The organism is Streptomyces sp. NPDC055815 (assembly GCF_053616475.1).
Genome location: NZ_JBSHDU010000007.1, coordinates 1 through 23,835 on the forward strand (window position 1 = coordinate 1; position 23,835 = coordinate 23,835).

25 protein-coding genes, 1 tRNA gene and 1 other RNA gene are annotated in these 23,835 nt (G+C 71.6%); 20 read left to right on the forward strand and 7 right to left on the reverse strand.

Annotated features, from left to right (window positions below; all coding sequences use genetic code 11):
• Positions 1-1,398: DNA polymerase III subunit gamma and tau (locus tag ACWGN5_RS07080; protein WP_453511866.1), on the reverse strand; the 1,398-nt coding region annotated here is incomplete at its 3' end.
• A gap of 56 nt (positions 1,399-1,454) precedes the next feature.
• Positions 1,455-1,553, reverse strand: an RNA gene (ffs, locus tag ACWGN5_RS07085) — signal recognition particle sRNA small type.
• Positions 1,554-1,671: 118 nt separating this feature from the next.
• Between ffs and ACWGN5_RS07090 the strand changes: the two genes are divergently transcribed.
• From ACWGN5_RS07090 to ACWGN5_RS07130, 9 genes are all read left to right on the forward strand, one after another.
• Positions 1,672-1,756: transfer RNA gene (locus ACWGN5_RS07090), tRNA-Ser, on the forward strand.
• Positions 1,757-2,036: 280 nt separating this feature from the next.
• Positions 2,037-4,469, forward strand: a complete 2,433-nt coding sequence (locus ACWGN5_RS07095) for a helicase-associated domain-containing protein (RefSeq protein ID WP_453511868.1) — start codon at positions 2,037-2,039, stop codon at positions 4,467-4,469.
• A gap of 118 nt (positions 4,470-4,587) precedes the next feature.
• Positions 4,588-4,803 carry a type II toxin-antitoxin system VapB family antitoxin gene (locus ACWGN5_RS07100; RefSeq protein ID WP_453511870.1) on the forward strand — a complete coding sequence of 72 codons (216 nt, stop codon included), beginning with the start codon at positions 4,588-4,590 and terminating at the stop codon, positions 4,801-4,803.
• On the forward strand, positions 4,800-5,222 hold the full coding sequence (locus tag ACWGN5_RS07105; protein WP_453511872.1) for a PIN domain-containing protein: 423 nt from the start codon (positions 4,800-4,802) through the stop codon (positions 5,220-5,222). Before ACWGN5_RS07100 ends, ACWGN5_RS07105 begins: the two co-directional genes overlap by 4 nt.
• A 186-nt stretch (positions 5,223-5,408) precedes the next feature.
• Positions 5,409-5,561 carry a DUF1269 domain-containing protein gene (locus ACWGN5_RS07110; protein WP_453511874.1) on the forward strand — a complete coding sequence of 51 codons (153 nt, stop codon included), beginning with the start codon at positions 5,409-5,411 and terminating at the stop codon, positions 5,559-5,561.
• 351 nt (positions 5,562-5,912) lie between these two features.
• Entirely contained in the window at positions 5,913-6,326 is a 414-nt protein-coding gene (locus ACWGN5_RS07115; protein WP_453511877.1) for a hypothetical protein, read from the forward strand.
• A gap of 64 nt (positions 6,327-6,390) precedes the next feature.
• Positions 6,391-7,068: an ABC transporter ATP-binding protein gene (locus ACWGN5_RS07120; RefSeq protein WP_453511879.1), complete on the forward strand. Its 678-nt coding sequence runs from the start codon at positions 6,391-6,393 to the stop codon at positions 7,066-7,068.
• Positions 7,065-9,320, forward strand: a complete 2,256-nt coding sequence (locus tag ACWGN5_RS07125; RefSeq protein ID WP_453511881.1) for an FtsX-like permease family protein — start codon at positions 7,065-7,067, stop codon at positions 9,318-9,320. The genes ACWGN5_RS07120 and ACWGN5_RS07125 overlap by 4 nt, the downstream gene beginning before the upstream one ends.
• A gap of 77 nt (positions 9,321-9,397) precedes the next feature.
• On the forward strand, positions 9,398-9,607 hold the full coding sequence (locus ACWGN5_RS07130) for a DUF4287 domain-containing protein (RefSeq protein WP_453511883.1): 210 nt from the start codon (positions 9,398-9,400) through the stop codon (positions 9,605-9,607).
• Between the two features lie 3 nt (positions 9,608-9,610).
• Here the strand turns inward: ACWGN5_RS07130 and ACWGN5_RS07135 are convergent, their stop codons facing one another.
• The gene (locus ACWGN5_RS07135) at positions 9,611-10,840 is read right to left on the reverse strand and encodes an MFS transporter (RefSeq protein ID WP_453511885.1); all 1,230 of its coding nucleotides are present in this window, start codon (positions 10,838-10,840) and stop codon (positions 9,611-9,613) included.
• 86 nt (positions 10,841-10,926) lie between these two features.
• Here ACWGN5_RS07135 and ACWGN5_RS07140 point away from each other — a divergent pair, with 86 nt between their 5' ends.
• From ACWGN5_RS07140 to ACWGN5_RS07150, 3 genes are read left to right on the forward strand one after another with little or no spacing between them, the layout of a single operon-like run.
• Positions 10,927-11,922 carry a DUF5937 family protein gene (locus ACWGN5_RS07140; RefSeq protein ID WP_453512268.1) on the forward strand — a complete coding sequence of 332 codons (996 nt, stop codon included), beginning with the start codon at positions 10,927-10,929 and terminating at the stop codon, positions 11,920-11,922.
• Entirely contained in the window at positions 11,919-12,746 is an 828-nt protein-coding gene (locus ACWGN5_RS07145) for an alpha/beta fold hydrolase (RefSeq protein WP_453511887.1), read from the forward strand. The genes ACWGN5_RS07140 and ACWGN5_RS07145 overlap by 4 nt, the downstream gene beginning before the upstream one ends.
• A gap of 42 nt (positions 12,747-12,788) precedes the next feature.
• Positions 12,789-13,847, forward strand: coding sequence for an aldo/keto reductase (locus ACWGN5_RS07150; RefSeq protein ID WP_453511889.1), 1,059 nt, complete (start codon positions 12,789-12,791; stop codon positions 13,845-13,847).
• A gap of 67 nt (positions 13,848-13,914) precedes the next feature.
• On the opposite strand, the gene ACWGN5_RS07155 is transcribed toward ACWGN5_RS07150, so the two are convergent.
• The gene (locus ACWGN5_RS07155) at positions 13,915-14,775 is read right to left on the reverse strand and encodes a helix-turn-helix transcriptional regulator (RefSeq protein WP_453511891.1); all 861 of its coding nucleotides are present in this window, start codon (positions 14,773-14,775) and stop codon (positions 13,915-13,917) included.
• Between the two features lie 138 nt (positions 14,776-14,913).
• On the opposite strand from ACWGN5_RS07155, the gene ACWGN5_RS07160 reads away from it, so the two are divergent.
• A complete protein-coding gene (locus tag ACWGN5_RS07160; RefSeq protein WP_453511893.1) occupies positions 14,914-16,089 on the forward strand; it encodes a winged helix DNA-binding domain-containing protein in 1,176 nt (391 codons plus the stop codon).
• A gap of 9 nt (positions 16,090-16,098) precedes the next feature.
• On the opposite strand, the gene ACWGN5_RS07165 is transcribed toward ACWGN5_RS07160, so the two are convergent.
• Complete coding sequence (locus ACWGN5_RS07165) at positions 16,099-16,728, reverse strand: MarC family protein (RefSeq protein WP_453511895.1); 630 nt, start codon at positions 16,726-16,728, stop codon at positions 16,099-16,101.
• Positions 16,729-16,873: 145 nt separating this feature from the next.
• Between ACWGN5_RS07165 and ACWGN5_RS07170 the strand changes: the two genes are divergently transcribed.
• Positions 16,874-17,290, forward strand: coding sequence for a YciI family protein (locus ACWGN5_RS07170; RefSeq protein WP_453511897.1), 417 nt, complete (start codon positions 16,874-16,876; stop codon positions 17,288-17,290).
• Positions 17,291-17,373: 83 nt separating this feature from the next.
• On the opposite strand, the gene ACWGN5_RS07175 is transcribed toward ACWGN5_RS07170, so the two are convergent.
• On the reverse strand, positions 17,374-18,759 hold the full coding sequence (locus tag ACWGN5_RS07175) for an MFS transporter (protein WP_453511899.1): 1,386 nt from the start codon (positions 18,757-18,759) through the stop codon (positions 17,374-17,376).
• A gap of 64 nt (positions 18,760-18,823) precedes the next feature.
• On the opposite strand from ACWGN5_RS07175, the gene ACWGN5_RS07180 reads away from it, so the two are divergent.
• Both ACWGN5_RS07180 and ACWGN5_RS07185 read left to right on the forward strand, forming a co-directional pair.
• Positions 18,824-19,453 (forward strand): TetR/AcrR family transcriptional regulator, encoded by a 630-nt coding sequence (locus ACWGN5_RS07180; protein WP_453511901.1) that lies wholly within the window; start codon positions 18,824-18,826, stop codon positions 19,451-19,453.
• Positions 19,454-19,533: 80 nt separating this feature from the next.
• Positions 19,534-19,821: a metal-sensitive transcriptional regulator gene (locus tag ACWGN5_RS07185; protein ID WP_030685455.1), complete on the forward strand. Its 288-nt coding sequence runs from the start codon at positions 19,534-19,536 to the stop codon at positions 19,819-19,821.
• 267 nt (positions 19,822-20,088) lie between these two features.
• On the opposite strand, the gene wrbA is transcribed toward ACWGN5_RS07185, so the two are convergent.
• Entirely contained in the window at positions 20,089-20,697 is a 609-nt protein-coding gene (wrbA, locus tag ACWGN5_RS07190; protein WP_453511904.1) for an NAD(P)H:quinone oxidoreductase, read from the reverse strand.
• Positions 20,698-20,858: 161 nt separating this feature from the next.
• Between wrbA and ACWGN5_RS07195 the strand changes: the two genes are divergently transcribed.
• The 4 genes from ACWGN5_RS07195 (at position 20,859) to ACWGN5_RS07210 (ending at position 23,790) form a co-directional block, all read left to right on the forward strand.
• A complete protein-coding gene (locus ACWGN5_RS07195; protein ID WP_453511906.1) occupies positions 20,859-21,521 on the forward strand; it encodes a TetR/AcrR family transcriptional regulator in 663 nt (220 codons plus the stop codon).
• Positions 21,522-21,575: 54 nt separating this feature from the next.
• On the forward strand, positions 21,576-22,145 hold the full coding sequence (locus ACWGN5_RS07200; RefSeq protein ID WP_453511908.1) for an RBBP9/YdeN family alpha/beta hydrolase: 570 nt from the start codon (positions 21,576-21,578) through the stop codon (positions 22,143-22,145).
• Positions 22,146-22,173: 28 nt separating this feature from the next.
• Entirely contained in the window at positions 22,174-23,109 is a 936-nt protein-coding gene (gene pip, locus ACWGN5_RS07205) for a prolyl aminopeptidase (protein WP_453511910.1), read from the forward strand.
• A gap of 75 nt (positions 23,110-23,184) precedes the next feature.
• Positions 23,185-23,790, forward strand: coding sequence for an HhH-GPD-type base excision DNA repair protein (locus ACWGN5_RS07210; protein WP_453511912.1), 606 nt, complete (start codon positions 23,185-23,187; stop codon positions 23,788-23,790).
• The last annotated feature ends 45 nt before the right edge of the window (positions 23,791-23,835 follow it).

A 23,835-nucleotide genomic window follows, 5' to 3' on the forward strand; every position in this document is an offset into this window, starting at 1 on the left:
CGCGCCGGGCCAGGCGCCGGGCGCACCGCTGCCGGGGGTGGCCGCACCGGGCCAGGCACCGGGCCGGGCCGCGGCGGGGGCCGGCTGCTCCTGTACGGGCGCGGGGGCCGGCTGCTGCACGGGCGCGGGTGCGGGGGCGGGCGGAGGCGGGGCCATCGGCGTGTGGGCCTCGGGCCCGGGCACGTACCCCATGGCGGGCGCCGGGGGTCCGGGCGTGAAGACGGGTGCGGGCGCGGCCGCGGCCCCGCGCTCCAGCCGGTCGAGCCGCGCCTGGAGGGAGCGCTCGTCGTCGAAGGCGGCGGGCAGCAGCACGCGCGCGCAGATCAGCTCCAGCTGGAGCCGGGGCGAGGTGGCGCCGCGCATCTCGGTCAGTCCGGTGTTCACGAGATCGGCGGCGCGGCTGAGCTCGGCGGCCCCGAAGACAGAGGCCTGCGCCTGCATGCGCTCGATGACGTCGACGGGGGCGTCGATGAGCCCCTTCTCGGCGGCGTCGGGCACGGCGGCGAGGATCACGAGATCCCGCAGCCGCTCAAGGAGGTCGGCGACGAACCGCCGGGGGTCGTTGCCGCCCTCGATGACCCGGTCGACGACCTCGAACGCGGCGGCGCCGTCCCCGGCCGCGAAGGCGTCGACGACGGAGTCGAGCAGGGACCCGTCCGTATATCCGAGAAGAGAGGTCGCCATGGCATAGGTCACACCGTCGTCGGCGGCACCGGCGAGCAGCTGGTCCATGACGGACATCGAGTCACGCACGGACCCGGCGCCGGCGCGCACGACGAGCGGCAGCACCCCGTCCTCAACAGGAATACCTTCCTGCCCACACACCTCGCCCAAGTAATCCCTGAGCGTCCCCGGCGGCACGAGCCGGAAGGGATAGTGATGGGTCCGGGACCGGATGGTCCCGATGACCTTCTCGGGCTCGGTCGTGGCGAAGATGAACTTGAGGTGCTCCGGCGGCTCCTCGACCACCTTCAGGAGGGCGTTGAAGCCCGCCGAGGTGACCATGTGGGCCTCGTCGATGATGTAGATCTTGTAGCGGCTGGAGGCGGGCCCGAAGAAGGCCTTCTCCCGCAGGTCACGGGCGTCGTCCACACCACCGTGCGAGGCGGCGTCGATCTCGATGACGTCGATCGACCCCGGCCCGTTCCGCGCGAGGTCCCGGCAGGACTGGCACTCACCGCACGGGGTGGGCGTGGGCCCCTGCTCACAGTTCAGACACCGCGCGAGAATGCGCGCACTGGTCGTCTTTCCGCACCCTCGCGGCCCGCTGAACAGGTACGCGTGATTGACCCGGTTGTTCCGCAGGGCCTGCTGCAACGGGTCGGTGACATGCTCCTGCCCGATGACCTCGGCGAAGGACTCGGGACGATAGCGGCGGTACAGCGCGAGAGACGACACGTATACGAGGTTATAGGCGCCCACCGACAACCCGGGAAAAACGATCTGTGTCCGGGAACGCAAGCGCCCCCCACGCACCTGCCAGAGCCGACCTACCCTTGCTGCCTTCCGGCCCTGGGGGAGTTCAGTCAGATAGCACCGCGTGAGGGGCTGCGCCCAGCGTACCCGATCCGAGCCCCACCCCGGCCATCCCCACCGACCTGCACCCTTCGCCGGACCCCCGCCCGGAATCGTGTGCGCGAGCACCCTCTCCGGTCATGTAATGTTCTCCACGGAGGATTCGCCTAGAGGCCTAGGGCGCACGCTTGGAAAGCGTGTTGGGGGCAACCCCTCACGAGTTCGAATCTCGTATCCTCCGCAGCCGCCTGAACAGGCGAAACGAAGAACCCGGACCGCTTCAGCGGCCGGGTTCTTCGGCATGTCCTGGTCTCAGTTCCGGTCTCGTTTATCTCAGGCATTCACGACATCTCGTACGGCGCGCCAGGATCACCCGTACTTCAGCCCCGCCGACAGCCCGCCCTCTGCGGGTGAACTCCCCACCGAGTGGCGACGATGGACCCATCGAATGCGCGATTCTTGGCTCCGCTCGGGGCTGCTCCGGTCCCCAGCCGCGTTCCCGGTCTCGCGAGGTGCTCCCCATGACGTCCCGATCCACGCTGACAGCCTGGCTGACCGGCCTCGACGCCCCACGGCTGTCGCGCGTACTCGGGACCCGGAAGGACGCCGTGGCGCCACCGGAGCCACGTTCCATGGAGGAGTTGGCGGAACGTCTTCTGCGGCCAGGTTCAGTGGCGCTCGTCCTGCCGCAGCTTCCCCTGCCCTGCCTCCAAGTGGCCGAGGCCCTGGCCGCCTTGGGAGCATCCCTGTCGCGCGGCGCCCTGGCGAGGGCGCTGGGAGCGACGGCGCCCACTGCCGCTCGGGAACTGGACGCCGTACTGGAGGCTCTGGCCGATCACGCTCTGGTCTGGCCGGACGGCGACGGGAATCTCCACATGGCCGCCCCGTTGCGGCAGGCGTGGGACGCGCCTCTCGGGCTGGACGCTCCGCTGGAGGAGCTGCTGGAAGGCGTGACCTCCGAGGAGTTGCGCGGCATGCTCGTGGCACTGGGCATCAGGCCGCCCGGCACCAGGCAGCAGCGCACGGCCGCTGTCCTGGAACACCATGGCGATCCGCAGCGCGTCGCCGCGGTGATCGCGAAGGCCCCTTCGGCCGCCCGGCAGCTGCTTGAGCGACAGGCGAAGTCCGCACCACGGCACACGGAATTCGTCGTGTTCGGAGCCCCCATGGCCGATGTCCCGCCGGGCGAGCGGTGGGCCCTGGACAGGGGGTTCCTGTTCCGCAACCGCCACGGGTACGGGCCGGCCCGCATGCCCGCCGAGGTGACACTCGCGCTGCGCGGGCCGGACTGGCATGCGCCGTTCGATCCCGTACCACCCACGGCGGAGCTGGTGCCCGTCCCCGCGGTGGAGGTGGACCGGGAGGCGACCGCAGCCGCCACGGCCTTCGCAACCCACGCCGCCTCGGTCCTGTCGGTCTGCTCGGCGGCTCCACCGGCCCGGCTGAAGTCCGGCGGAATCGGCGCGCGTGAACTGGGGCGGATCGGCAAGGCCGCGCAGGCCGACGACGCGGTGGTACGCATCACCCTGGAGATCGCCTACTCGGTCGGGTTGCTGGGCGCCGACGGCGACCGCATCGCACCCACCGCGGTGTACGACACCTGGGCGGCGCAGGAACCGGCAGCGCAGTTCACCGACCTGCTTCACACATGGTGGAGCCTGTGGCTCACTCCCTCCCAGTCCCGCGACGAAGACAACAAGTCCCTTCCTGCCGTGGCCGGGGCTCCTCGCTGCAGCGCCTGTCTGCAGGCTCGACGGGGGCTGCTCGCCGCAGCGGCAACGCTTCCCGAGGGTCAGAGTGTGCAGGTCGGCACCGATCTGGGTCCGCTCGTCGCCTGGCACCGTCCGCTCGCTCATCCGTCGTTCCACGACGAGACGCCCTTCGCCGCGACGGTCCGCGAGGCCGAACTGACGGGCGTCATCGCCCGAGGCGCCCTCTCCCGGCTCGGTGCGGCCCTGGTGACCGGTGACCGGGAGGAACTGGCCGTCGCGTGTCGGCGGCTGCTGCCGGAGGCCACGGGAACAGCCCGGTTCGGCGGCGACCTCACCGCCATCGTCGCCGGCACGCCCTCGGCACGCCTCGCCGAGCTCCTGGATTCGACCGCCGACCGGGAGACCAGCGGCACGGCCTCGGTATGGCGGTTCAGCGGCGACAGCGTCCGCCGCGCCCTGGACACCGGTCGCGCTCCGGACGAGATCTCGGCCGAGCTGACCGCCGCCGCCGACGGGACCCTGCCGCAGCCCCTCTCCTATCTCATCGCCGACGCCGCCCGCCGTCACGGTCGTGTGCGCATCGCCCCCGCCGCCTGCGTCATCCACAGCGAAGAACCCGCGCTCCTGGCCGAACTCGCCGCCCACCGGTCACTCGCCGCACTCCGACTGCGGCAGCTCGCCCCGACGGTGCTCGTCAGCGGCAGCCCGCCCGACAAGACCCTCGCCGCGCTCCGGGACCAGGGCTATGCGCCCGTCGCCGAGGCCGCGGACGGGACCGTACGCATCGAGAAGGTGCCGCCTCGACGGGCCGCCGCTGTTCCGGCCCCTCGGAAGGCCACCACGAAGGCCGGCACCGGACGCTCAGCACACCGAGCGGCGGAGGCGCCCGCCGCAGTCGACCCGTCCGCCCTGGCGGTCCGGCTGCTGGCCACCCCGCCGACCGCTCCGATGCCCGATCCATTCGGCACCGGGGTCCCCTTCGGTACGGATACCGAGGAGATCGTCGCCGGATGCGCAAAGCAGCTGACGTACACCGACGTCCGCCAGCTCGCCCACGCCATCGACACGAGTACGGCCATCACCGTCGAGTACATCGCCGCCTCGGGCAGCCGCACCGTCCGTACCCTCAGCGGCCTCGACCTCGACCCGCCCTACCTCGAAGCCTGGTGCCACCTTCGGGACGCCGAGCGTGTCTTCACCCTCTCCCGCATCCACGGCGTCATGCCGCCAGGGCATGGCTGAGCCCCGGGCTCGTCATGATCGGCGGGAGCGTCACTGCTGGGCGCCCTACGTCCGACAGCCCTCATGCATCAACATTGATATACTTGGCACACGTTTCGATATACGGCGAGGTGCACCGATGAGCCGCACAGTGATCGATCTCGACGACGAACTGCTGGCCGAGGTGGCAAAGGCCCTCGGGACAGGCACCAAGAAGGAGACCGTCAACACCGCCTTGCGTGAGGTACTGGAGAACCGGCGCAGAGCACTCGCGCTCACTCGCCTGCGCGCGGCGACAGGCGAGGGGGCCTTCGACCTTGAGCTCTTCGACGACAAGAGGAATTACCGTCGGTGAACTCGGCCCAGTTCCTCATCGACACCAGCGCCCTCGCCCGGTTCCTGCGCGGTGATGCCGAGCAGTACGGATGGGACCAGGCCGCAGCGGCAGGCCTCATCGCGACCTGCCCGATCACCGAGCTCGAGTTCTTCTACAGCGCCCGCTCCACCGCCGACCGCGCGCAGGGAATCGAAGACCTGCGCCTCCTCTTCGGGCGGGTCCCCGTGGACGATCGGGCATACAGCCGGGCCTGGCAGGTCCAGGAAGCCCTGACCAAACGAGGTCAGCACCGCAGCGCCGGGGCAGTCGACCTGGTCGTAGCCGCCACCGCCGAGCTCCAGGGCCTCACTCTCCTGCACCGCGACCGCGACTTCGAGTGCATCGCCGCCATCACCGGGCAAGCCCTGCAGTGGTACGGGCCTGACGCCGGCAAGTGACCGTCACGGTCTCAGTTCCGGTCTCATTCACCCCCGTCCGGCCCCGTCCGGACGGAGCCACCTTCGACCTCCTCTTCTTCATGCCGCTCCTGGGCGCGGCGGTCGGGGCGGCGGCCGGCGCGCTGGGCGGAAAGATGGCCGACGTCGGCATCGACGACGACTTCATCGACTCGGTCAAGGCGAAAGGTGACACCGGGAACTTCGGCCCTGTTCCTGCTCTCGCAGGACGCCGTGGTCGAACGCGTACGAGGAGCCTTCCCGGGCGGCCACACGGAGCTGATCCACTCGAACCTGGACAGCGAGAAGGAGACAAAGCTCCGCGAGGTCTTCGCGAGCTGAGCAGCCGAACGAAACCCCACGGGCGGACGGGCCGACCAGGCAGACGAACCTGGCGACCGGTCCGCCCGTTGCGCGTTCGGCAGACCGTCCACGCGCTCGGCACGCTTTGACGTCCGGGAGGACGTCTGTTGACGCACCTGGGTAGCCCCTGGGCCCCGCTGCCCCTCGCTATCGAAGCGCCCCGACGCCCCGGACGTGGCCCTCAGGGCTGAACGCGGCCTCCAGAGGGGCTCGTTCACTGGATAGGGGGGTGATCGGCCGGAGGCACGTTCCTTCTCCATCCGATCTGTAGTGATGCCGATACTTTCTGTGATGACCAGTCGGCACACTCGACTCAACTAGGGGCGACCAATGAGGAAGTTGGCAACGGCAGCCGTGGCAGCGGGGCTGTTCTTCGGGGGGATGGGGGTTGCGGCGGCTGATTCGTGGCACGACGTGACGCTCTTCAAGACGACCGGAGCGCATTTCGCGGAAGCGAAGTACAAGTGGGAGCCCGTAGAGGTGCAGCAAGGCGCCTTCCACATCAAGGGCGAGCTGCGTGACACCGGCATGGAGGACGACCACAACGTGTATCTGCAGGTGAAGGTGCACGGTTACGGCTGGAATCGCTTCAACGGGGTGCAGAAGAAGAACGTCTGGATCGACAAGCTCGTCCACGATGGTGCCTCTCGGTACACCAATACGGCAGAAGTGCGCGTGTGCCAGAACCGCGGCTCCTTGCACCCTGACAACTGCTCTCCGACGAAGCACTTCAAGCGCCCGTAGGGGCAGTCCCATCTGTGCGGGAGCCGCACACCGGTGGCTCCCGCCCCCCCTAGGAGTGCGCACCTTGAAGGACGTCATTCTCCGCGCCGAGGGCGTGGATCTCTTCTACGGCACACAGCAGGCGGTAACCGGTGCCGATTTCACGCTCAAGCGCGGCGAAGTGGCCGCCATCATGGGCAGCAGCGGGTCGGGCAAGTCGTCCCTGCTGTACTGCCTCGCTGGGGTCCTGCCGCCTTCCAACGGCACGGTGACCTTCGACGGACAACAGCTCTCCTCTCTCCCCGACGGGGAGCTCAGTGCGCTGCGCCGTACGCGTCTGGGGTTCGTGTTCCAGTACGGGGAACTACTGCCGGAACTGACCGTCGAGGAGAACGCGGCCCTTCCCCTCCGGCTCGCCGGGATCAGTAAGTCCCACGCCCACGCCATGGCCGGCCAGGTGCTGGGACGGCTCGGGATGGGCGATCTGTTACGGCGCAGGACGTCGAAGCTGTCGGGAGGCCAGAGCCAACGCGTGGCCGTTGCGCGCGCTCTGGTCCACCGGCCGGACGTGGTGTTCGCCGATGAGCCGACAGGAGCCCTCGACAGCACAAACGCAGCGGCTGTGCTCGACGAGTTCCTTCAGCTGGCGCGCCGACAGAAGACCGCCGTAGTCATCGTTACTCACGATGCCCATGTCGCTGCGAAGGCCGATACCCAGTACACGATGTCGGACGGTGCCCTGGCCCAGCGGGTGGCAGTGTGAACGCTTTCGCCCTCGGCATGCGCCTGCTGTGGCGCAGCGGGCGCAGGGCGCGGGTCCGGTTCCTCCTGATGGCGTTCGGGTCCGCACTTGGCGTTGTCTGCCTGGCCGCCGCACTCACCATTCCGGCGATCATCGCGGCCAGCGACGCCCGCGTGACGGTCCGATCGGTGGAGCCCGGCAAGAGCAAGAACGCCGTCTACCAAGAGTTCCTGGACCCCTACGGTTCACAGCCGCTGCGACGGATCTTCATCGCTCGCACAGGCCCCGGGCCGTTGCCGACTCCCCCGGGAATCAAGGAACTCCCTCGCCCCGGCGAGGCGATCGTTTCGCCGAAGCTGGGCGAGATCCTGGCTGCCAACCCACGCGCTGCGGGCCTCGTGCCCGGCCGTGTGACCGCCACGATCGCCCCGGCGGGGCTCGCGGGTCCCGACGAGTTGTACGCCTACATCGGCACCAGGCCGAATGAGCTGACCGAGGCGGCGCCGCTCGGGCACTTCGGCAGCAAGTACATGCGGCACGAGCTCGTCGAACCATCGACGCTCGACATCCTGCGGTTCACTCTCGGCTGCATCGTGCTGCTCCCTCTCGTCATCTTCCTCTCCGTCTGCGCGCGGCTGTCCGGTGAATCCCGTGCGCGTCGGCTCGCCGCTCTGCGGCTCCTCGGCCTCAGCATGAAGGACACACTGCGGGTCAACGCCGGAGAGAGTGTGGTCGCCGCCTTCGTCGGTGCCGTGGCCGGACTCATCGGCTATCTCGGGGTCAACGAAGTCATGGCGCGGATCGGGTTGCCCGGCTTGCACTGGTACCCGGCCGACGGGCGGCCCGAGGGGGTGACCATCGCCGTATGCCTGCTGGGGTGTCCGGCCCTCGCGTGGGTCGTCGGCCAGTTCAGCGCACGGCGGGCAGCCCAGTCGCCCATCAGCGTGCGCCGTACCGGAGAGAGCAATCCTCCGAAGAAGTTCGGGACTTTGTTGTTGATCCCGGGGCTCGGAGTCATCGGCGGATACTGCGCGCTCAGTGCAATGGGGCGGGATCCGTCGGGCGGGTCTGCCAGCGCGGTTCTGGTTCCCACCGCTGTGCTGATGACTGGGGTGGGGCTCGTGTTCGGTCTGGCACCGATCACATCGTGGCTCTCGCAACGCCTGGCGGCAGTCTCGAAGTCCTTGCCTCTGTCGCTGGCCATGCGACGGACAGAAGTCGATTCGGGCAGTGCATTGCGGGTGGTCACCGGTCTCGTGCTGCTGGTATTCGGTGCCTCACTCACGCAAGGGGTGCTCATCGAATTGGACCAGGTCAGTCGGCGGACGACTCCGGTCCAGGAGTACAGCCTCCCCATGTCGGAGCTGAGTAAGCAGCAGCACGCGCAAATGTCCGCATTGCGCGGTGTACAGGCGCATGGGCTGGCGACCCAGTCATGGGTGCCCGACGTGGAGGTGGACCGCCCCAGAATCCAAGCTGTTGTTGCAACCTGCGCTCAGTTGGCTGCCTTCACCGAGACCACGAGCGGATGCGTCGACAACAAGGTGCTGAGGGTCGTGGATCCGACTTACCCGTCTGACGGCGATTCCCGACCCGGCGGCAGCTTCCTCTTCCTGCTCACCGATGGTCGAAAGCTGCAGGTCTCCGTACCCCAAGACACTGTCACGGTTCGGTCCTACCAACCCTCGGAATTCGGCGGCCCAAGCCTGCTCATCCCCCCCTCCTCCCTCCCCCAAGGCACTCAGCTCGCCGGCGCTCGATTCGTTCTCGTCAGTCCTTCCGACCCCGACACCGTCCGTGCCGTGCTCGATGGGATCGGGGCCGTGGCTCCGACCGTTTCCGTTGAGCCCGTGGGGATTGTTATCGACTCGCTCGCTCAGTTGACCGTGATTCGGAGTCTGCTGGTCGTCGGGATGGTGCTCGGGCTCGTGATCGGGGTGGCCGCGTTTGTCGTGTCTGTGGCCGATCGGGCCATGGAGCGGCGGGGGCAGGTGACCGCGTTGGCCTTGTTGGGGGCTCGGGCGGGGACCTTGCGGGTGGTGCAGGTGGTGCAGGTGTTGTTGCCGCTGGTGGTGGGGTTGGGGGCCGCCATCGTGACCGGGTGGCTTGCCGAGTCCAGTTATCTGATCACCGGGGGTGGTGCGGTGCACTGGGACTGGGAGGGCCTGCCCCTGCTGTTCGCCTCCGCGCTGGGGGTCATGCTCGCCGCCGCGGTCGCCTCCGTGCCCATGGTCCGGCGTCACATCGATCCCGAGCACATTCGGCGGGACTGATCCGGCGGGGAGCGATGAGTTTCTCGGGGGTTCGGGGTCCTTGTTCTCAGTTGCCCGTTCACTCCCAGGAGATCACCGTGTCCGAGAACGCCGTCAAGGGTCCCGCCAGCTACTTCCCCTCCATCGAGAAGAAGTACGGGCGGCCCGTCTCCGAGTGGATCGGGCTCGTTCAGGCCTCGCCGCTCGTCAAGCACATGGAGCTCGTCTCCTGGTTGAAGGCCGAGTACGGCATGGGCCACGGGCACGCCAACGCGCTCGTGGCCCATGTGCTGGCCGGGGGCAAGTAGTCCTCAGGCCGCCAGGGTGTGGGTCGTGCGGCGCTCCATGCGGGTCTTCAGGGTCAGCGTCGCCGCCGCCGTCGCCGTGCCCGCCACCAGCGCCGTCCACCACAGGGCCGCCGGGCTCAGCGTCGTGTACATCGTCACCCCCAGCGTCAGCGCCCCGAAGCGGGCCATCCCCCACGTCCAGCTGAACGCGCCCTGGTAGCGGCCCCGGGCGTGGGCCGGGGCCAGGTTCGCGAAGAGGCTTGCCGCGATGCCCGCGACCACCACCTCGCCCAGCGACCAGATCACCACCGACAGCGTGTATCCCGCGATGCTGTCCGCCAGGCCCGTCACTGCCACTCCCAGCGCGATCAGCGCGCTGCCCGCGCTCTGCACCGCCAGCTGCGGCAGTCGGGACAGCCAGGCCGTCACGAACGGCTGCAGCCCCACGACCATGATCGCGTTGACCGCCGCCATCGCCCCGTACACCGCCGGCGACAGGCCGCTGTCGCGGACCGCGAGCGGCAGCGCGACCTCCGTGAGGGAGTAGACGAAGAGCTGCACGCCGAAGAGCGGGAGCAGGAGCATCGCCAGGCGGTCCCGGAGCACCACTCCGTAGCCGATGCCGTCCTTCTGCTGCTTCTCGTGCTTCGGTTCCTTTATGCGTACCGCCACCACCAGCGCGTACAGCAGCATCGAGCCCGCGTCCACCGCGAACAGGAGCCAGTACCCCTGCGCCGCCAGGTAGCCGCCCAGGACGCCCGCCACCGCGGTGCCGATGTTCACGCCCCAGCCGAAGAGGGCGTACGCGCGCCGGCGCCGTTCGCTGTCGACCGCGTCGGCCATCAGCGCGTACGCCGCCGGGGAGACCAGGCTGCCCGCCGCGCTGATCAGCAGCGCCGCCGCCGCCATCGTCCACACCCCCGGCGCCAGGAAGAGGGCCCCCTGCGCCGCCGACGCTCCGATCAGGCCGATCAGCATCGTCGGACGGCGGCCGATGCGGTCCGCGAGGATGCCGCCCACGGCCGGGCCGATCAGGTTGCCCGCGCCGAGCGCGCCGAGTACGTACGTGGACGCCCCGCCCGTCACTCCCCGCGAGGCCAGGAAGAACACCAGGAACGGCGTGACCAGGTAGCCGAGTCGGTTGACGATCGTTCCCGCGAAGATCGTCCAGACCACGGACGGGAGTCCCCGGAACGCCGAGGTCGAAGCAGCCGGGGTAGGAGTCGCCGGGGTGGACTTGCTTGTGGAAGGCATGGAAGGGAGTTTGTTCTTGCGCCCCCTTCCCCTCCATTGATTAAGGTCAGAGCGAATCCATTCGCCTACTCCAGGACGTGGCACGCATGGAAGCCGGGCTCAGTTTCTCCGCCGCCGACCTCGCCCAGACCCGCTTCGCCGTCTCCCCCATGTGGGAGGTCGTCACCAGCTACCGCATCGTCGTCCACCACCGGGACTCCGCCGCCCACAGCCGCTGGGCCGCCCAGGTCCGGCCCCGGATCGTGCGCGCCGGCCTCGATCGCGGCTGGCTCGCCGCCCTCGTGCCCGCCCGCGGCTACCTCGCCGACTTCCTCAACCCCACCCCCGCCGGGCCCTTCCCCACCCTCGACGCCGAGCTCGACGCCATCCGCCGCTCCCCCGCCGAGGACGTCATCGACGACCTCGACACCCTGGAGGGGAAGGGGGTCGACGCGTCCAGGCTCCGGATGCTGGGCGAGGACCCCTCGGCCGTCCTCCCCAAGGTCGCCGACGAGATCGAGACGTACTGGGAGCTCGCCCTCGCCCCCTACTGGGCCCGCATCCAGAAGGTCCTGGAGGTCGATGTCTTCCACCGGGCCCGGCAGGTCGCCGAGCACGGTTCGGCGCGGGTCCTGAGCGAGCTCCACGAGACCGTGCGGTGGGACGACGGCACCCTGCGGCTCGTACGGCGGCACTGCGCGCTCACCCGCGACCAGGCCGGGTCGGGGCTGCTGCTCATCCCGTCCGTCTTCGCCTACCCCCAGGTCCTCACCCGTTCCGTACACCCCGATCCGCCCCAACTCGCCTATCCGGCCCGTGGGTTCGGCGGCGTCTGGGAGCCCCGGACCAGCGCCGCCACCGATGCCGTCGCCGCCGTCCTCGGCCGCTCCCGCACCCTGCTCCTCACCGAGCTCGACACCCCCGCCTCCACCACCCAACTCGCCGACCACTGCGGCATGTCCGCCGCCGGCGTCTCCCAGCACCTCATCGCCCTCCGCAACGCCGGACTCGTCACCGCGCACCGCAGCGGCCGCTCCGTCCTCTACGCCCGCACCGCCGTCGCCGACCAACTCCTCCAGCCGCCGGGGATCATGGCCGGATGAGCTCTTCTCCCCCTCTCTGGACCGAGCGTGTTCTCGTACGTGACGGTGTACGGCTGTCCTGTCGCGACTGGGGCGGCTCCGGGCCCGACACCCTCCTCCTCCACGGGCTCGCCGGCCACTCCGGCGAGTGGGACGCCCTCGCCCGGCTGCTCCGGGACGCCGGGCACCGGGTCGTCGCCCTCGACCAGCGCGGGCACGGGCGCAGCGAGCGGCTCCCGGCGGACGTCTCCCGGGCCGCGTACGTCGCCGATGCCGTCGCCGTCGTCGAGGAACTCGGGCTCGTACGACCCCTGTTGATCGGGCAGTCGCTCGGCGGGCACACCGCGCTCCTCACCGCCGCCGCCCACCCCGGTCTCCCACGCGCCCTCGTCCTCGTCGAGGCCGGGCCCGGTGAGCCCGAGCCCGGCCTGCCCGAGCAGATCGGGGGCTGGCTGCGGGCCTGGCCGGTGCCGTTCCCCACGCGGGAGGCGGCCGTCGCGTACCTGGGGAACGGCAAGCGGGCCGTCGGGGAGGGCTGGGCCGACGGGCTCGAAGAGCGCGACGGCGGGCTCTGGCCGCGCTTCGACCCCGGCGTGATGGAGCGGTCCCTCGACGAGAACGCCCGGCGGGAGTTCTGGGGGGAGTGGGGCGCTGTCGCCTGCCCCGGTCTCGTCGTCCTCGGGGAGGGCGGGATCATCGGGCAGGAGCAGTACGGGGAGATGGTTCGGGGGCTGCCCGGGCTGCGTGGCGTCAGCCTCCCCGGGGCCGGGCACGATCTGCATCTGGAGCGGCCCGAGGTGCTGGGTGGGCTGATTCTCGATTTCCTCCGGCAGCAGGGGCTTTGAAGCCCTTGCCTTGGAGTGCACTCCAGTCCCTAGAGTGCGCGCATGCGCTATCGGGTACTCGGCGGGACCGGGATCGACGTCAGCACCTACTGCCTCGGCACCATGATGTTCGGGGCGGTCGGCAATCCGGACCACCAGGAGTCCGTACGGATCATCCATGCCGCCCTCGACCAGGGCATCAACTTCGTCGACACGGCCGACATGTACTCGGCCGGCGAGTCCGAGGAGATCGTCGGCAAGGCGCTGCGCGACCCCCGGCGCCGCGAGGCGACCGTCCTCGCCACCAAGGTGTACTTCCCGATGGGCGGCGAGGGGCCCAACCGGGGTGGCTCCTCCCGGCGTTGGATCACCCTCGCCGTCGAGAACAGCCTCAAGCGGCTCGGTACGGAGTGGATCGACCTCTACCAGGTCCACCGGCCCGATCCCCGGACCGACATCGAGGAGACCCTCGACGTTCTCGGTGATCTCGTCGGCCAGGGGAAGATCCGCGCCTTCGGCTGCTCCACCTTCCCCGCCGAGGAGATCGTCGAGGCCCACGCCGTCGCCGAGCGGCGCGGGCTGCGCCGCTTCCGGTCCGAGCAGCCGCCGTACTCGCTGCTCGCGCGGGGTGTGGAGGCCTCCGTACTGCCCACCGCCCAGAAGTACGGGATGGGCGTACTGACCTGGAGCCCGCTCGCCTCCGGCTTCCTCACCGGCAAGTACCGCAAGGGGCAGCCGATCGACCTCACCAGCGGGCGGCCCGCGCTCACCCCGCACCGCTTCGACCCCTCCCTGCCCGTGAACGCCGCCAAGCTCGACGCCGTCGAGGCCCTCGTCGACGTCGCCGAATCCATCGGGTGCTCCCTGCCCGAGCTGGCGATCGCCTTCGCCGCCGCCCACCCGGCCGTGACCTCCGTGATCCTCGGCCCCCGGACGATGGAACAGCTGGAGGGCCTGCTCAAGGGCTCGACGGTCGTCCTCACCGACGAGACCCTCGACCGGATCGACGCGATCGTGCCGCCCGGGACCAACCTCTACCAGCCGGACGGCGCCTGGCGGCCGCCCTACCTGACCGATCCGACCCTGCGGCGGCGGCCGTTGGGCGAGCGGGCCGCCGGCTGAGCCGCGGGGGCGTCCTGGGGCGGCTCGGCCAGGCCCCGCGAGCCCGGCCCGATCCGAAGGACGGACCCTAGGGGCTCGGGGTGAACTGCTCCGTGCCCACCACCCGGAGCAGGGCCAGGCGCTCCCCCGCGTCCGTGCCCGGCGGCGGGGTGTAGAGGACGAGGCGCTGTTCGCCCTCCGGGGCGAGCAGCACCTGGCAGTCCAGGTCGACCGCGCCGATCAACGGGTGCGCGACCCGCATCCGGCTGTGCCGGCGGACCGCCACCTCGTGCCGCTCCCACAGCTCCGTGAACTCCTCGCTCGCCCCGCGCAGCCGCTCCACGAGCCGGGTGGCCGCCGGGTCGCCGGAGCGGCGGCCGACGGCCGCGCGCAGGTCGGCGACGTGGAGGCGGCTGTAGTACGCGTGCTCCTCGGCCGGGTACGCCGTACGGGCCGCCGGGTCGGCGAACCAGCGCCAGACCACGTTCCGCCCGTGCTCCGACACCGTGCACACCCCGCCGAGCAGGGACTGGGCCATCGCGTTCTGCGCGAGGACGTCCCCGAGGTCGCTCAGGACCTGCGCGGGGGTCGTCTCCAGCTGGTCGAGCAGGTGCAGCAGGCCCGGTGCGACATGGTCGCCGGCCGTGGCGCCGGCCGGCGGGCGGTGGCCGGCGAGGAGGTGGAGGTGGTCGCGCTCGTCGGTGTCGAGGCGCAGCGCGCGGGCCAGTGCGGCGAGCATCTGCGGGGAGGGCTGCGGGCCGCGGGCCTGCTCCAGGCGGATGTAGTAGTCGGCGGACATGCCCGCGAGCTGGGCGACCTCCTCGCGGCGCAGTCCTGGCGTGCGGCGCCGGGGTCCCGCCGGGAGGCCCGCGTCCTGCGGGCGGACCCGCTCACGGGAACGGCGCAGGAAGTCGGCGAGTTCACGGCGGTCGATCGTCATGCGGATCATGGTGCCGTGTGCGGGCCGCCGTATCCAGGGACCGCCGGTCCCCGGGTCGGGCCGTCGGGCTTCGAGAAGAGCACGAGTTCGTGAAGAGAGTGACGGAATTCCTCGGCTCGGACGCCTCCTGAGGCCATTCTGGACCGCATGACGGAGACCAGAATGATCGACGCGGCCGAGCGGCGGGCCCGGCTCGGGGTACGGCACCGGCTGGCGGGGGGCGCGCGGGCGGGGTCCGCGGCGGAGGTCGGGGGCGCGCTGGTGGCGCTGCACGCGACGGATCCGGCGAGCGTGTTCCTCGCGGTGGCGGCGCGGTTGGCGGAGGGCGTCGAGCCGGTGGGGGCGGTGGAGCGGGCGCTGTACGAGGACGGGTCCCTGGTCCGTATGCACGGGATGCGGCACACGGTCTTCGTCTTCCCGTCCTCGCTCGCCGCCGCCGTCCAGGCCTCGACGACCGAACCGGCCGCGGTCCGCGAACGGACCACGCTCCTCAAGCACTTGGCGGCCGGCAGCGCCTTCGACGGGGACTGGCTGGCGGAGACCGAGCGGCTCGTCCTCGCCGAGCTGGGCGCGCGGGGCGAGGCGACGGGGGCCGAACTCGGCGAGGCCGTACCGAGGTTGAGGTCGACGTACGTGTACGGGCCGGGGACCCGCCAGGAGGGGGTGCAGTCCGTGGCGAGCCGGGTGCTGCGGGTGCTCGGCATGGAGGGCCGGATCGTACGGGGCCGGCCGCAGGGTTCGTGGACGTCGAGCCGCTTCCGGTGGGCGACCGCCGAGGCCCATCCCGTACAGGACCCGGCGGAGGCGCGGGCCGAGCTGCTCGGGCGGTGGCTCGGGGCGTGCGGGCCGGCGACCGAGGCGGACCTGACGTGGTGGACGGGGTGGAAGGTCACGGACGTCCGCAAGGCGCTCGCGGCGGTGGGGGCGGTGCGGGTGACGGTCGCGGAGGGGGCGGGTTTCGTGCTGCCGGAGGACCTCGGGCCCGTACCGGAGCCGGAACCCTGGGCGGCGCTGCTGCCCGCGCTCGACCCGACGGCGATGGGGTGGCGGGGGCGCGACTGGTACCTGGACCCGGAGCACCGGGCGGCGCTGTACGACCGCAGTGGGAACGTCGGGCCGACGGTGTGGTGGAACGGCCGGATCGTCGGCGGCTGGGCGCAGCGCCCGGACGGCTCCCTCGCCCGCCGGCTCCTGGCCGACGTGGGCGCGGAGGCGGAGCTGGCGATCGCGGCGGAGGAGGAGCGGCTCGCGGGGTGGCTGGGGGGCGTGCGGGTGACGCCCCGCTTCCGGACCCCGCTGGAGCGGGAGCTGAGCGGCTCCTGACCGGCTCGTCTAGTGGCGGATGTCCAGGCCGGGCACGCCCAGGTCGTGGAGGCCGTCGAGGACGAGGTCGACGCCGACGGCGGCGAGCAGCAGGCCGAGCAGGCGGCCGAGGAGCTCGATCGTGGCGTGGTGGGTGCGGCGCAGGATCCGGGTGAGGAGCAGGACGCAGACGAGGTCGAGGGCGATGACGGACACGTACGCGCCGACGACCGTGGAGCGCCAGGTGAAGGAGTCGCGGGCGGCGGCCTCGATGAGGACGGCGGTCATGGCGAGCGGGCTCACGACGTACGGCATGAGCAGCTCGCGCACCCCGCTGACCAGGTCGGGGGAGTCCTGCTGGGTGCCGTCGGAGCCGAGGTGGAGGCCGAGGACGAGGCCGACGGCGTAGATGAAGAAGATGACGCCGCCCGCGAGCTGGAGGGCGGGCGTGCTGATGTGGAAGAGGTCGAGCAGCCAGGGCGCGGTGATGCCGGTGACGAGGCCGACGAGGACGGCGGCGCCGGAGGAGATGAGCGCGATGAGCCGCAGCTGGCGGACGTCGTGGACCTGGGCGAGGCCGGCGAAGGCGAGGAGCACCTTCGGGGGTCCGACGACGGAGAAGAAGGCGATGAAGGCGGCGGAGAAGGTGAGTGCGTTCACATCGCAGATCTTGACCGGCGCCATGGGGCGGTCGAGTGATTTCTCCCGTTTTCCCGGTTTCCCTCCGCGCGGTGTCGAGAACGGCGGCCCGGCTCCGACTGTGCTGCGAGAGGCAGTAATCGCAGAGATCGACGAGGAGGACGTCATGAAGTACCTGGTGATGGTCCAGGGAGCGCAGGCCGACTACGAGGCGATGACGGGCCGCGGCTCGGCGCAGTACCCGGCCTGGGACAAGACGCAGCTCAAGGCCATGTTCGACCATATGAACGCGATCAACGAGGACGTGACCGCGCGCGGCGAGATGGTCGACGCCCAGGGCCTCGCCGCCCCGTCCACGACCCGCTTCGTCACGGTGGACGCCCAGGGCGAGCCGGTCGTCACGGACGGCCCGTACGCCGAGACCAAGGAGGTCCTCGCCGGCTACTGGGTCCTCGACTGCGACTCCCTGGCCCGCGTCACGGAGATCGCCGCCCAGGTCGCCCGCTGCCCGGTCCCGCCCGGCTCCCCGGACTACCCGGTGGTCATCCGCCCGATCGACGAGACGGGCCCGAGCCAGGACTGAGTTTCAGTGCACCCCGTGGGCTCCGCCTGACGGGCGGGGCCTGCCGCCCGATCGACGAGACGGGCCCGAGCCAGGACTGAGTTTCAGTGCACCCCGTGGGCTCCGCCTGACGGGCGGGGCCTGCCGCTTGGGATGAGGAAGGGGGTCGTCAGGGCTGCTGCGGTGGCCGTGAGGGTGCAGGCGGTGAAGGTGGTCGTGAAGCCTGTCGGTCCCAGGGCGAGGGTGGAGGTCGCGGCCACGCCGAGGGTGCCGCCGAGCTCGTGGAAGGTGTTGACGATGCCCGAGGCGAGGCCGGCCTCGTGGGTGGGGATCAGGCCGAGGGCCGTCGTGGTCGCCGTGACGAAGACCGCGCCCAGGCCGAGGGCGGCCGTCGCCAGGGACGGCAGGAGGGTCGTCCAGGGGTTGGCGGTCGGGGTCAGGAAGGCGAGCGGCAGGCAGCCCGCCGCCGCCAGGGCCATGCCGCCGGCCGCGCAGGCGCGCGGGCCGGCCGTCGTGACCAGGCGGGAGCCGAGGTGGGCGCCGATCGCCGTGGCGAGCGCGACCGGGAGGAAGAGGAGGCCGGTGCGGAGGGCGTCCAGGCCGTGGACGCGCTGGAGCCGCATCGAGCCCAGGAAGAAGAACGAGATCAGGAGTGCCGTCGCGACCAGCATGAGGGCCGAGCCTGCGACGACCGGGCGTCGGGTCAGCATGCGGAGGTCCATGAGGGGGGCGCGGGTTCGGCGTTCCGTCGCCGCGAAGGCGGTGTAGAGGGCGGCTGCCGCCAGGAAGGGCAGTACCGTCCAGCCTTCGTCGCCCGCTCGGACCAGGCCGTAGACGAGCGCGGCCGTTGCTGTGGTGACCAGGAGGGCTCCCGGGATGTCCAGGTGTCCGGGAGCGCGGGTGGGCCTGTCCTTGCGGAGGACTTTCGGGAGGGTCGCCAGGAGTGCCAGGCCCGTCGGGACGTTCACGTAGAAGATCCACGGCCAGCCCGGGCCGGCCGTGAGGGCGCCGCCCAGGAGGACGCCCACGGCGGAGCCGGTGCCGCCGACGGCCGCCCAGACGCCGAGGGCCCTGGCCCGTTCCGGGCCGTGGAAGGTGGTCGTGACGAGGGCCAGGGCCGCCGGGGAGAGGAGCGCGGCTCCCACGCCCTGTGCGATGCGGCCGGAGATCAGGACGGTGGCGTTCGGGGCCAGGCCGCAGGCCAGCGACGCGGCGGTGAAGAGGGCCAGGCCCGAGAGGAGGGTCCGGCGGGCGCCGAGGGCGTCCGCCAGCCGTCCGCCGAGGAGCATCAGACCGCCGAAGCAGAGGGTGTACGCGGTGACCACCCAGGTCAGAGCCGTACGCCCGAGGTCCAGATCGGCGGCGACGGCGGGCAGGGCGACGTTCACGACGGTGACGTCCAGGATCAGCATGAACTGGGCCGCGCAGATCAGCGCGAGGGCCGTCCAGCGGCGTGCGTGGACGTCGGCGGGGGCGAGGTCGGTCGACATAACTGAACTGTACGGCACAGTACAGTTGAACTCAACGGTACAGTTCGGTTGGTACGCTCCCCGCATGGATCCCAAGCCCGCGCCCACCGGCGCCCGCGCCGCCCGCAAGCGGCAGGCCGTCGTACGGGCCGCCCGCGACCTCTTCCTCCGCGAGGGCTTCGGCGTCGGCATGGACGCCATCGCCGCCGAGGCGGGCGTCTCCAAGGTGACCGTCTACAACCACTTCGGCAGCAAGGAAGCCCTCTTCACCGCCGTCGTCGCCGGCGCCCTCGACGAACCCCTCGGGGACACCGAAGGCCCCGACCTCTCCCGGCTCGCCGACGCCGAGGACCTGCGCGCCGCCCTCACCGAGGCCGGCCGCGCCTGGGCGCGGGCCGTCCGTGCCGACGAGGCGGGCCGCGCCCTGCGTACCCTCGTCGCCACCGAGCTCCACCGCTTCCCCGAGCTCGGCCGCGCCTGGCGCGCGCACGGCCCCGCCGGTCACCACCCCGCCGTCGCGGACGCCCTGCGCACCCTCGCCGAGCGGGGCCGGCTCGCGATCCCGGACCTGGAGGTCGCCGTCCTCCAGCTGTACTCGCTGCTGGTCTTCCCGCAGATGGTGTTCGAGCAGTACGGGACGGAGCTCACCGAGGAGCTGAGCGAACGGCTCGTCGTCGACGGGGTCGAGATGTTCCTCCGGCGTTACGCGCCCTGACAGGTGTCATCCTTGGACTTCGACGGAACCCCGCGCCGGGGAGTAAAATTACCCCCTGGGGTATCTGTGGAGGAGTGGCAGTGGAACTCGATCTCGCGGGCGCCGAGCTCAAGGCGGTCCTGAACCGGCTGCGCCGGGCCCAGGGCCAGATCTCCGGCGTCATCCGGATGATCGAGGAGGGGCGCGACTGCGAGGAGGTCGTCACCCAGCTCGCCGCCGCCTCCCGCGCCCTCGACCGGGCCGGGTTCGCGATCATCGCGACCGGGCTCCAGCAGTGCCTGACCGACATCGAGGGCGGCCGCAAGAACGGCGAGGACCCCGAGGCGATGCGCGCCCGGCTGGAGAAGCTCTTCCTCTCCCTCGCCTAGACCGGGAGAACGCGAGGAGTGGCCCCGGGGGTGGTGACCCCGGGGGCCGCCGGGGGGTTGGGGCGGGGCGGGCCGAAGAGGAAGGCCCCGGCCGTAATGGGGGTCGCGTTGTGCGGGGGGCGCCCCCACCCCGGCGGCGCCCCCGGGGGGGCGCCGCGCCCGGGTGTATACGCTCTCCCCCCCCCCCGCCTCCCCGGGCATACGGGCTGGTGCCCCCCGGGGTTGGCTCCCCGGGGGCCACTCCTGTGTCTGCAGGCGCTCAGGACGTCAGTCGTCCGCCAGGCCCTTCAGGCGCTTCGCGATGCGCGTCAGGCGCGCGCCCTGGTAGCGGGCGGCCTCGAGGACCTCCTCTCCGGGGGCGCCGTTGGCACCCGGGTGCGCGGTGCCGTACGGGTTGCCGCCGGCCGCGTAGACCGCCGGGTCCGTGAAGCCGGGGGAGACGATGACCGAGCCCCAGTGGTGGAAGGTGTTGTAGAGCGCGAGCAGCGTCGACTCGTTGCCGCCGTGGACGTTGTGCGCGCTGGTGAAGGCGGTGGCGGGCTTGTCCGCCATGACGCCGCGCTGCCAGAGCCCGCCCGTCGTGTCGACGTACTGCTTGAGCTGCGCGGCCACGTTGCCGAAGCGGGTCGGCGAGCCGAGGGCGTACGCGTCCGCCCACTCCAGGTCGTCGAGCGTGGCGACCTCCACGTCACCGGTGGCGTCCACGTGGGCGCGCCAGGCCGGGTTCGCGTCGATGGCGGCGTCGGGGGCGAGCTCGGTCACCCGGCGGAGGCGCACCTCGGCGCCGGCCTTCTCGGCGCCTTCGGCGACGGCCTGGGCGAGCTGGTGCACGGATCCCGTGGCCGAGTAGTAGATGACGGCGACCTTGACGGACATGGTGGACTCTCCTCAGCCGAACTCTACGAGCGAAGCGGATTTCTTTCCGGTTCCTGTTCCGAGCGTAAGCGGATCGCTATCCGCTTCGCAAGGGCAACAGGTATGCTCGCATCAGAAAGCGACCCACGGGGGAACGGGGCTCAGCGAACAGGAGTCGGCAGATGAGCACGGAGAACCCCCAGCCCGGAGACCGGTCCGGCGACCGGTCCGGAGACAGGGCGGCAGCGCCGGCACTCAGCCTGCTCCCCACCGTCGACACCCCCGCCCCCGAGCGCGCCGACGCGGCCCGCAACCGGCGCCGGATCCTCGACGCGGCCGCCCGGATCGTCGCCGAGGAAGGCCCCGACGCCGTCACCATGAACCAGGTCGCCCACGCCAGCGGCATAGGCGTCGGCACCGTCTACCGCCGCTTCGGCGACGTCTCCCAGCTCCTGTGGGCGCTCCTCGACGAGCGCGAGCGCCGCTTCCAGGAGGCGTACATGACCGGCCCTCCCCCGCTGGGCCCCGGCGCCCCCGCCGCCGAACGCCTCGACGCCTTCCTCGACGCGCTCGTCGACCGGGTCGCCGCCCAGCGCGCCCTGCTGCTCGCGGCGCACTCCGCCGCGCCCCGCGCCCGCTACTACAGCGGCGCCTACCGGGTGATGCACACGCACATGTCCCTGCTCATCGGACAGCTCAGGCCGGGGAGCGACAGCACGCTCCTCGCGCACCTGGCGCTCGCGCCGTTCTCCCCCGACGTCATGCACCACCTGACGGTCGAGCAGGAGCTGCCGGCCGACCGCCTCAAGGCCGGTATACGGGACCTGCTGACGTTGCGGGGCTGACCGATCCGCGGACGGTCGTGGACCGGTGGGCCCTCGCCGTCGCAAGATCGCGCCATGACCACGTACCTGATCCTGCACGGCTTCCAGAACCGCCGCCCGCCCGCCCACTGGCAGCACTGGCTCGCCGGGGAGCTGCGCGAGCGCGGCCACGAGGTCCGCTACCCCCAGCTGCCCGAGCCGGACGCGCCCGAGCTCGGCGCGTGGCTCGACGCCCTGGAGGAGCACGGGCGGCGCCCGGCCGAGGGCGAGTTCGTGGTCCTCGCGCACAGTCTCTCGGTGCTGCTGTGGCTGCGCGCCGGGGTGCGGCGGCCGGACGCCGACCGGGTCCTCCTGGTCGCCCCGCCGTCCCCGCAGGTCACCGCCTCGATCCCGGAGATCGCCGGCTTCGCGGACGGTCTCGACCTGGCGGAGGCGGGACTCAAGGCGCGGCTCGTGTACGGGGACGGGGACCCGTACTGCCCCGAGGGCGCCGACCTGCACTACGGCATCCCGCTCGGCCTCGACCTGGACCTCGTACCGGACGGCGAGCACCTCAACCCGGACTCGGGGTACGGGGAGTGGCCCTCGGTCCTGGAGTGGTGCGAGGACCCGGCCGTACGGGTGCGGGGAAACCTCGCGCGGTAGCACCGGCACGCCCGGTAGCGTCGGCCGGATGCATCCCGAGACCGCACCGTACGACCAGGGCCTGCTCGACGTGGGCGACGGCAACCGCATCCACTGGGAGGTCTCCGGGAACCCGGACGGCAAGCCCGCGCTCGTCGTGCACGGCGGGCCGGGCTCCGGCTCCTCCCCGGGCAGCCGGCGGTACTTCGACCCGGAGGCGTACCGGGTCGTCCTCTTCGACCAGCGGGGCTGCGGCCGCTCCACCCCGCACGCGAGCGACCCGGCCGCCGACATGTCCGTGAACACCACCGCGCACCTGGTGGCCGACATGGAGCGGCTGCGCGAGCACCTCGGGATCGACACGTGGCTGCTGTACGGCGGTTCCTGGGGCTCCACGCTGATCCTGGCGTACGCGGAGGCGCACCCCGAGCGCGTGTCGGAGATCGTGATCGCGGCCGTCACCACCACCCGCCGCTCCGAGACGGCCTGGCTGTACGAGGGCGTCGGCCGTTTCTTCCCCGAGGCCCACGAGCGCTTCCGGGCGGGGGTGGACCACGCGGCGGACCCGGTCGGGGAGTACGCCGCCCGGATGGACCACCCCGACCGGGCCGTACGGGAGAAGGCGGCCGCGGACTGGTGCGCCTGGGAGGACGCCGTCCTGTCGATGGAGGGCATGGGCACCCCGTACACCGACCGGGTCGACGACACCCGGCTCGGCTTCGTGCGCATCTGCTCGCACTACTTCGCGCACGGCGCCTTCCTGGAGGAGGGCGCGCTGATCCGCGACGCGCACCGGCTCGCCGGGATCCCCGGGGTCCTGATCCACGGCCGGCTCGACATGGGCGGCCCGCTGACCACCGCCTGGGAGCTGGCCCGCGCCTGGCCGGACGCCGAGCTGCACGTGGTGGAGAAGGCGGGACACCTGGGCGGCGAGGAGACCCGGGAGCTCGTCCTCGCGGCCCTCGACGGGTTCGCAAAGGGGTGAGTCCACGGGTCGTACCGCTTCGCGAAGGGGTGAGTCCACCGGGCGGGCGCCACGCGCGCGCGTGATGATCGGTCCATGAGTCCCCAGGCCCCCGAGATCCACCTCGCCCAGCAGCCGGAGGCCGACGCGCTGCTCGGCCGGTCGCCGCTCGCCGCGCTCGTCGGCATGCTCCTCGACCAGCAGGTCCCGATGGAGTGGGCGTTCTCCGGCCCGTACACGATCGCGACCCGCATGGGCCACGACGACCTCGACGCGCAGGAGATCGCCGCCCGGGACCCGGAGGAGTTCGCCGCGCTGCTCTCCGAGAAGCCGGCCGTGCACCGCTACCCGGGTTCGATGGCGCACCGGATCCAGCAGCTGTGCCAGTTCCTCGTCGAGGAGTACGGGGGCGACGCCGAGGCCGTCTGGGCGGACGCGGCGACCGGGAAGGAGCTGCTCGCGCGGCTCCAGGCGCTGCCCGGCTTCGGGAAGCAGAAGGCGCAGATCTTCCTGGCCCTGCTCGGCAAGCAGTACGGGGTGCGGCCCACGGGCTGGCGGGAGGCGGCCGGCCTGTACGGGGAGGAGAACTGCCACCGTTCGGCGGCGGACATCACCGGTCCCGAGTCGCTCGCGAAGGTCCGGGCGCACAAGCAGGAGATGAAGGCCGCGGCCAAGGCCGCGAAAGCCGCCAAAGACCGCTAGCCGACTGGGAATTGATAATTCCACATGTCATTCCCGTTTGACCTG

Coding starts and splice junctions, on each gene's coding strand:
- ACWGN5_RS07195 (WP_453511906.1), top strand. CDS start 20,859: ATGAGCACGGAGAACCCCCAGCCCGGAGACCGGTCCGGCGACCGGTCC.
- ACWGN5_RS07135 (WP_453511885.1), bottom strand. CDS start 10,840: ATGCCTTCCACAAGCAAGTCCACCCCGGCGACTCCTACCCCGGCTGCT.
- ACWGN5_RS07095 (WP_453511868.1), top strand. CDS start 2,037: ATGACGTCCCGATCCACGCTGACAGCCTGGCTGACCGGCCTCGACGCC.
- ACWGN5_RS07145 (WP_453511887.1), top strand. CDS start 11,919: ATGAGCTCTTCTCCCCCTCTCTGGACCGAGCGTGTTCTCGTACGTGAC.
- ACWGN5_RS07140 (WP_453512268.1), top strand. CDS start 10,927: ATGGAAGCCGGGCTCAGTTTCTCCGCCGCCGACCTCGCCCAGACCCGC.
- ACWGN5_RS07170 (WP_453511897.1), top strand. CDS start 16,874: ATGAAGTACCTGGTGATGGTCCAGGGAGCGCAGGCCGACTACGAGGCG.
- ACWGN5_RS07160 (WP_453511893.1), top strand. CDS start 14,914: ATGACGGAGACCAGAATGATCGACGCGGCCGAGCGGCGGGCCCGGCTC.
- ACWGN5_RS07155 (WP_453511891.1), bottom strand. CDS start 14,775: ATGATCCGCATGACGATCGACCGCCGTGAACTCGCCGACTTCCTGCGC.
- wrbA (WP_453511904.1), bottom strand. CDS start 20,697: ATGTCCGTCAAGGTCGCCGTCATCTACTACTCGGCCACGGGATCCGTG.
- ACWGN5_RS07180 (WP_453511901.1), top strand. CDS start 18,824: ATGGATCCCAAGCCCGCGCCCACCGGCGCCCGCGCCGCCCGCAAGCGG.
- ACWGN5_RS07200 (WP_453511908.1), top strand. CDS start 21,576: ATGACCACGTACCTGATCCTGCACGGCTTCCAGAACCGCCGCCCGCCC.
- ACWGN5_RS07100 (WP_453511870.1), top strand. CDS start 4,588: ATGAGCCGCACAGTGATCGATCTCGACGACGAACTGCTGGCCGAGGTG.
- pip (WP_453511910.1), top strand. CDS start 22,174: ATGCATCCCGAGACCGCACCGTACGACCAGGGCCTGCTCGACGTGGGC.
- ACWGN5_RS07210 (WP_453511912.1), top strand. CDS start 23,185: ATGAGTCCCCAGGCCCCCGAGATCCACCTCGCCCAGCAGCCGGAGGCC.
- ACWGN5_RS07175 (WP_453511899.1), bottom strand. CDS start 18,759: ATGTCGACCGACCTCGCCCCCGCCGACGTCCACGCACGCCGCTGGACG.
- ACWGN5_RS07150 (WP_453511889.1), top strand. CDS start 12,789: ATGCGCTATCGGGTACTCGGCGGGACCGGGATCGACGTCAGCACCTAC.
- ACWGN5_RS07115 (WP_453511877.1), top strand. CDS start 5,913: ATGAGGAAGTTGGCAACGGCAGCCGTGGCAGCGGGGCTGTTCTTCGGG.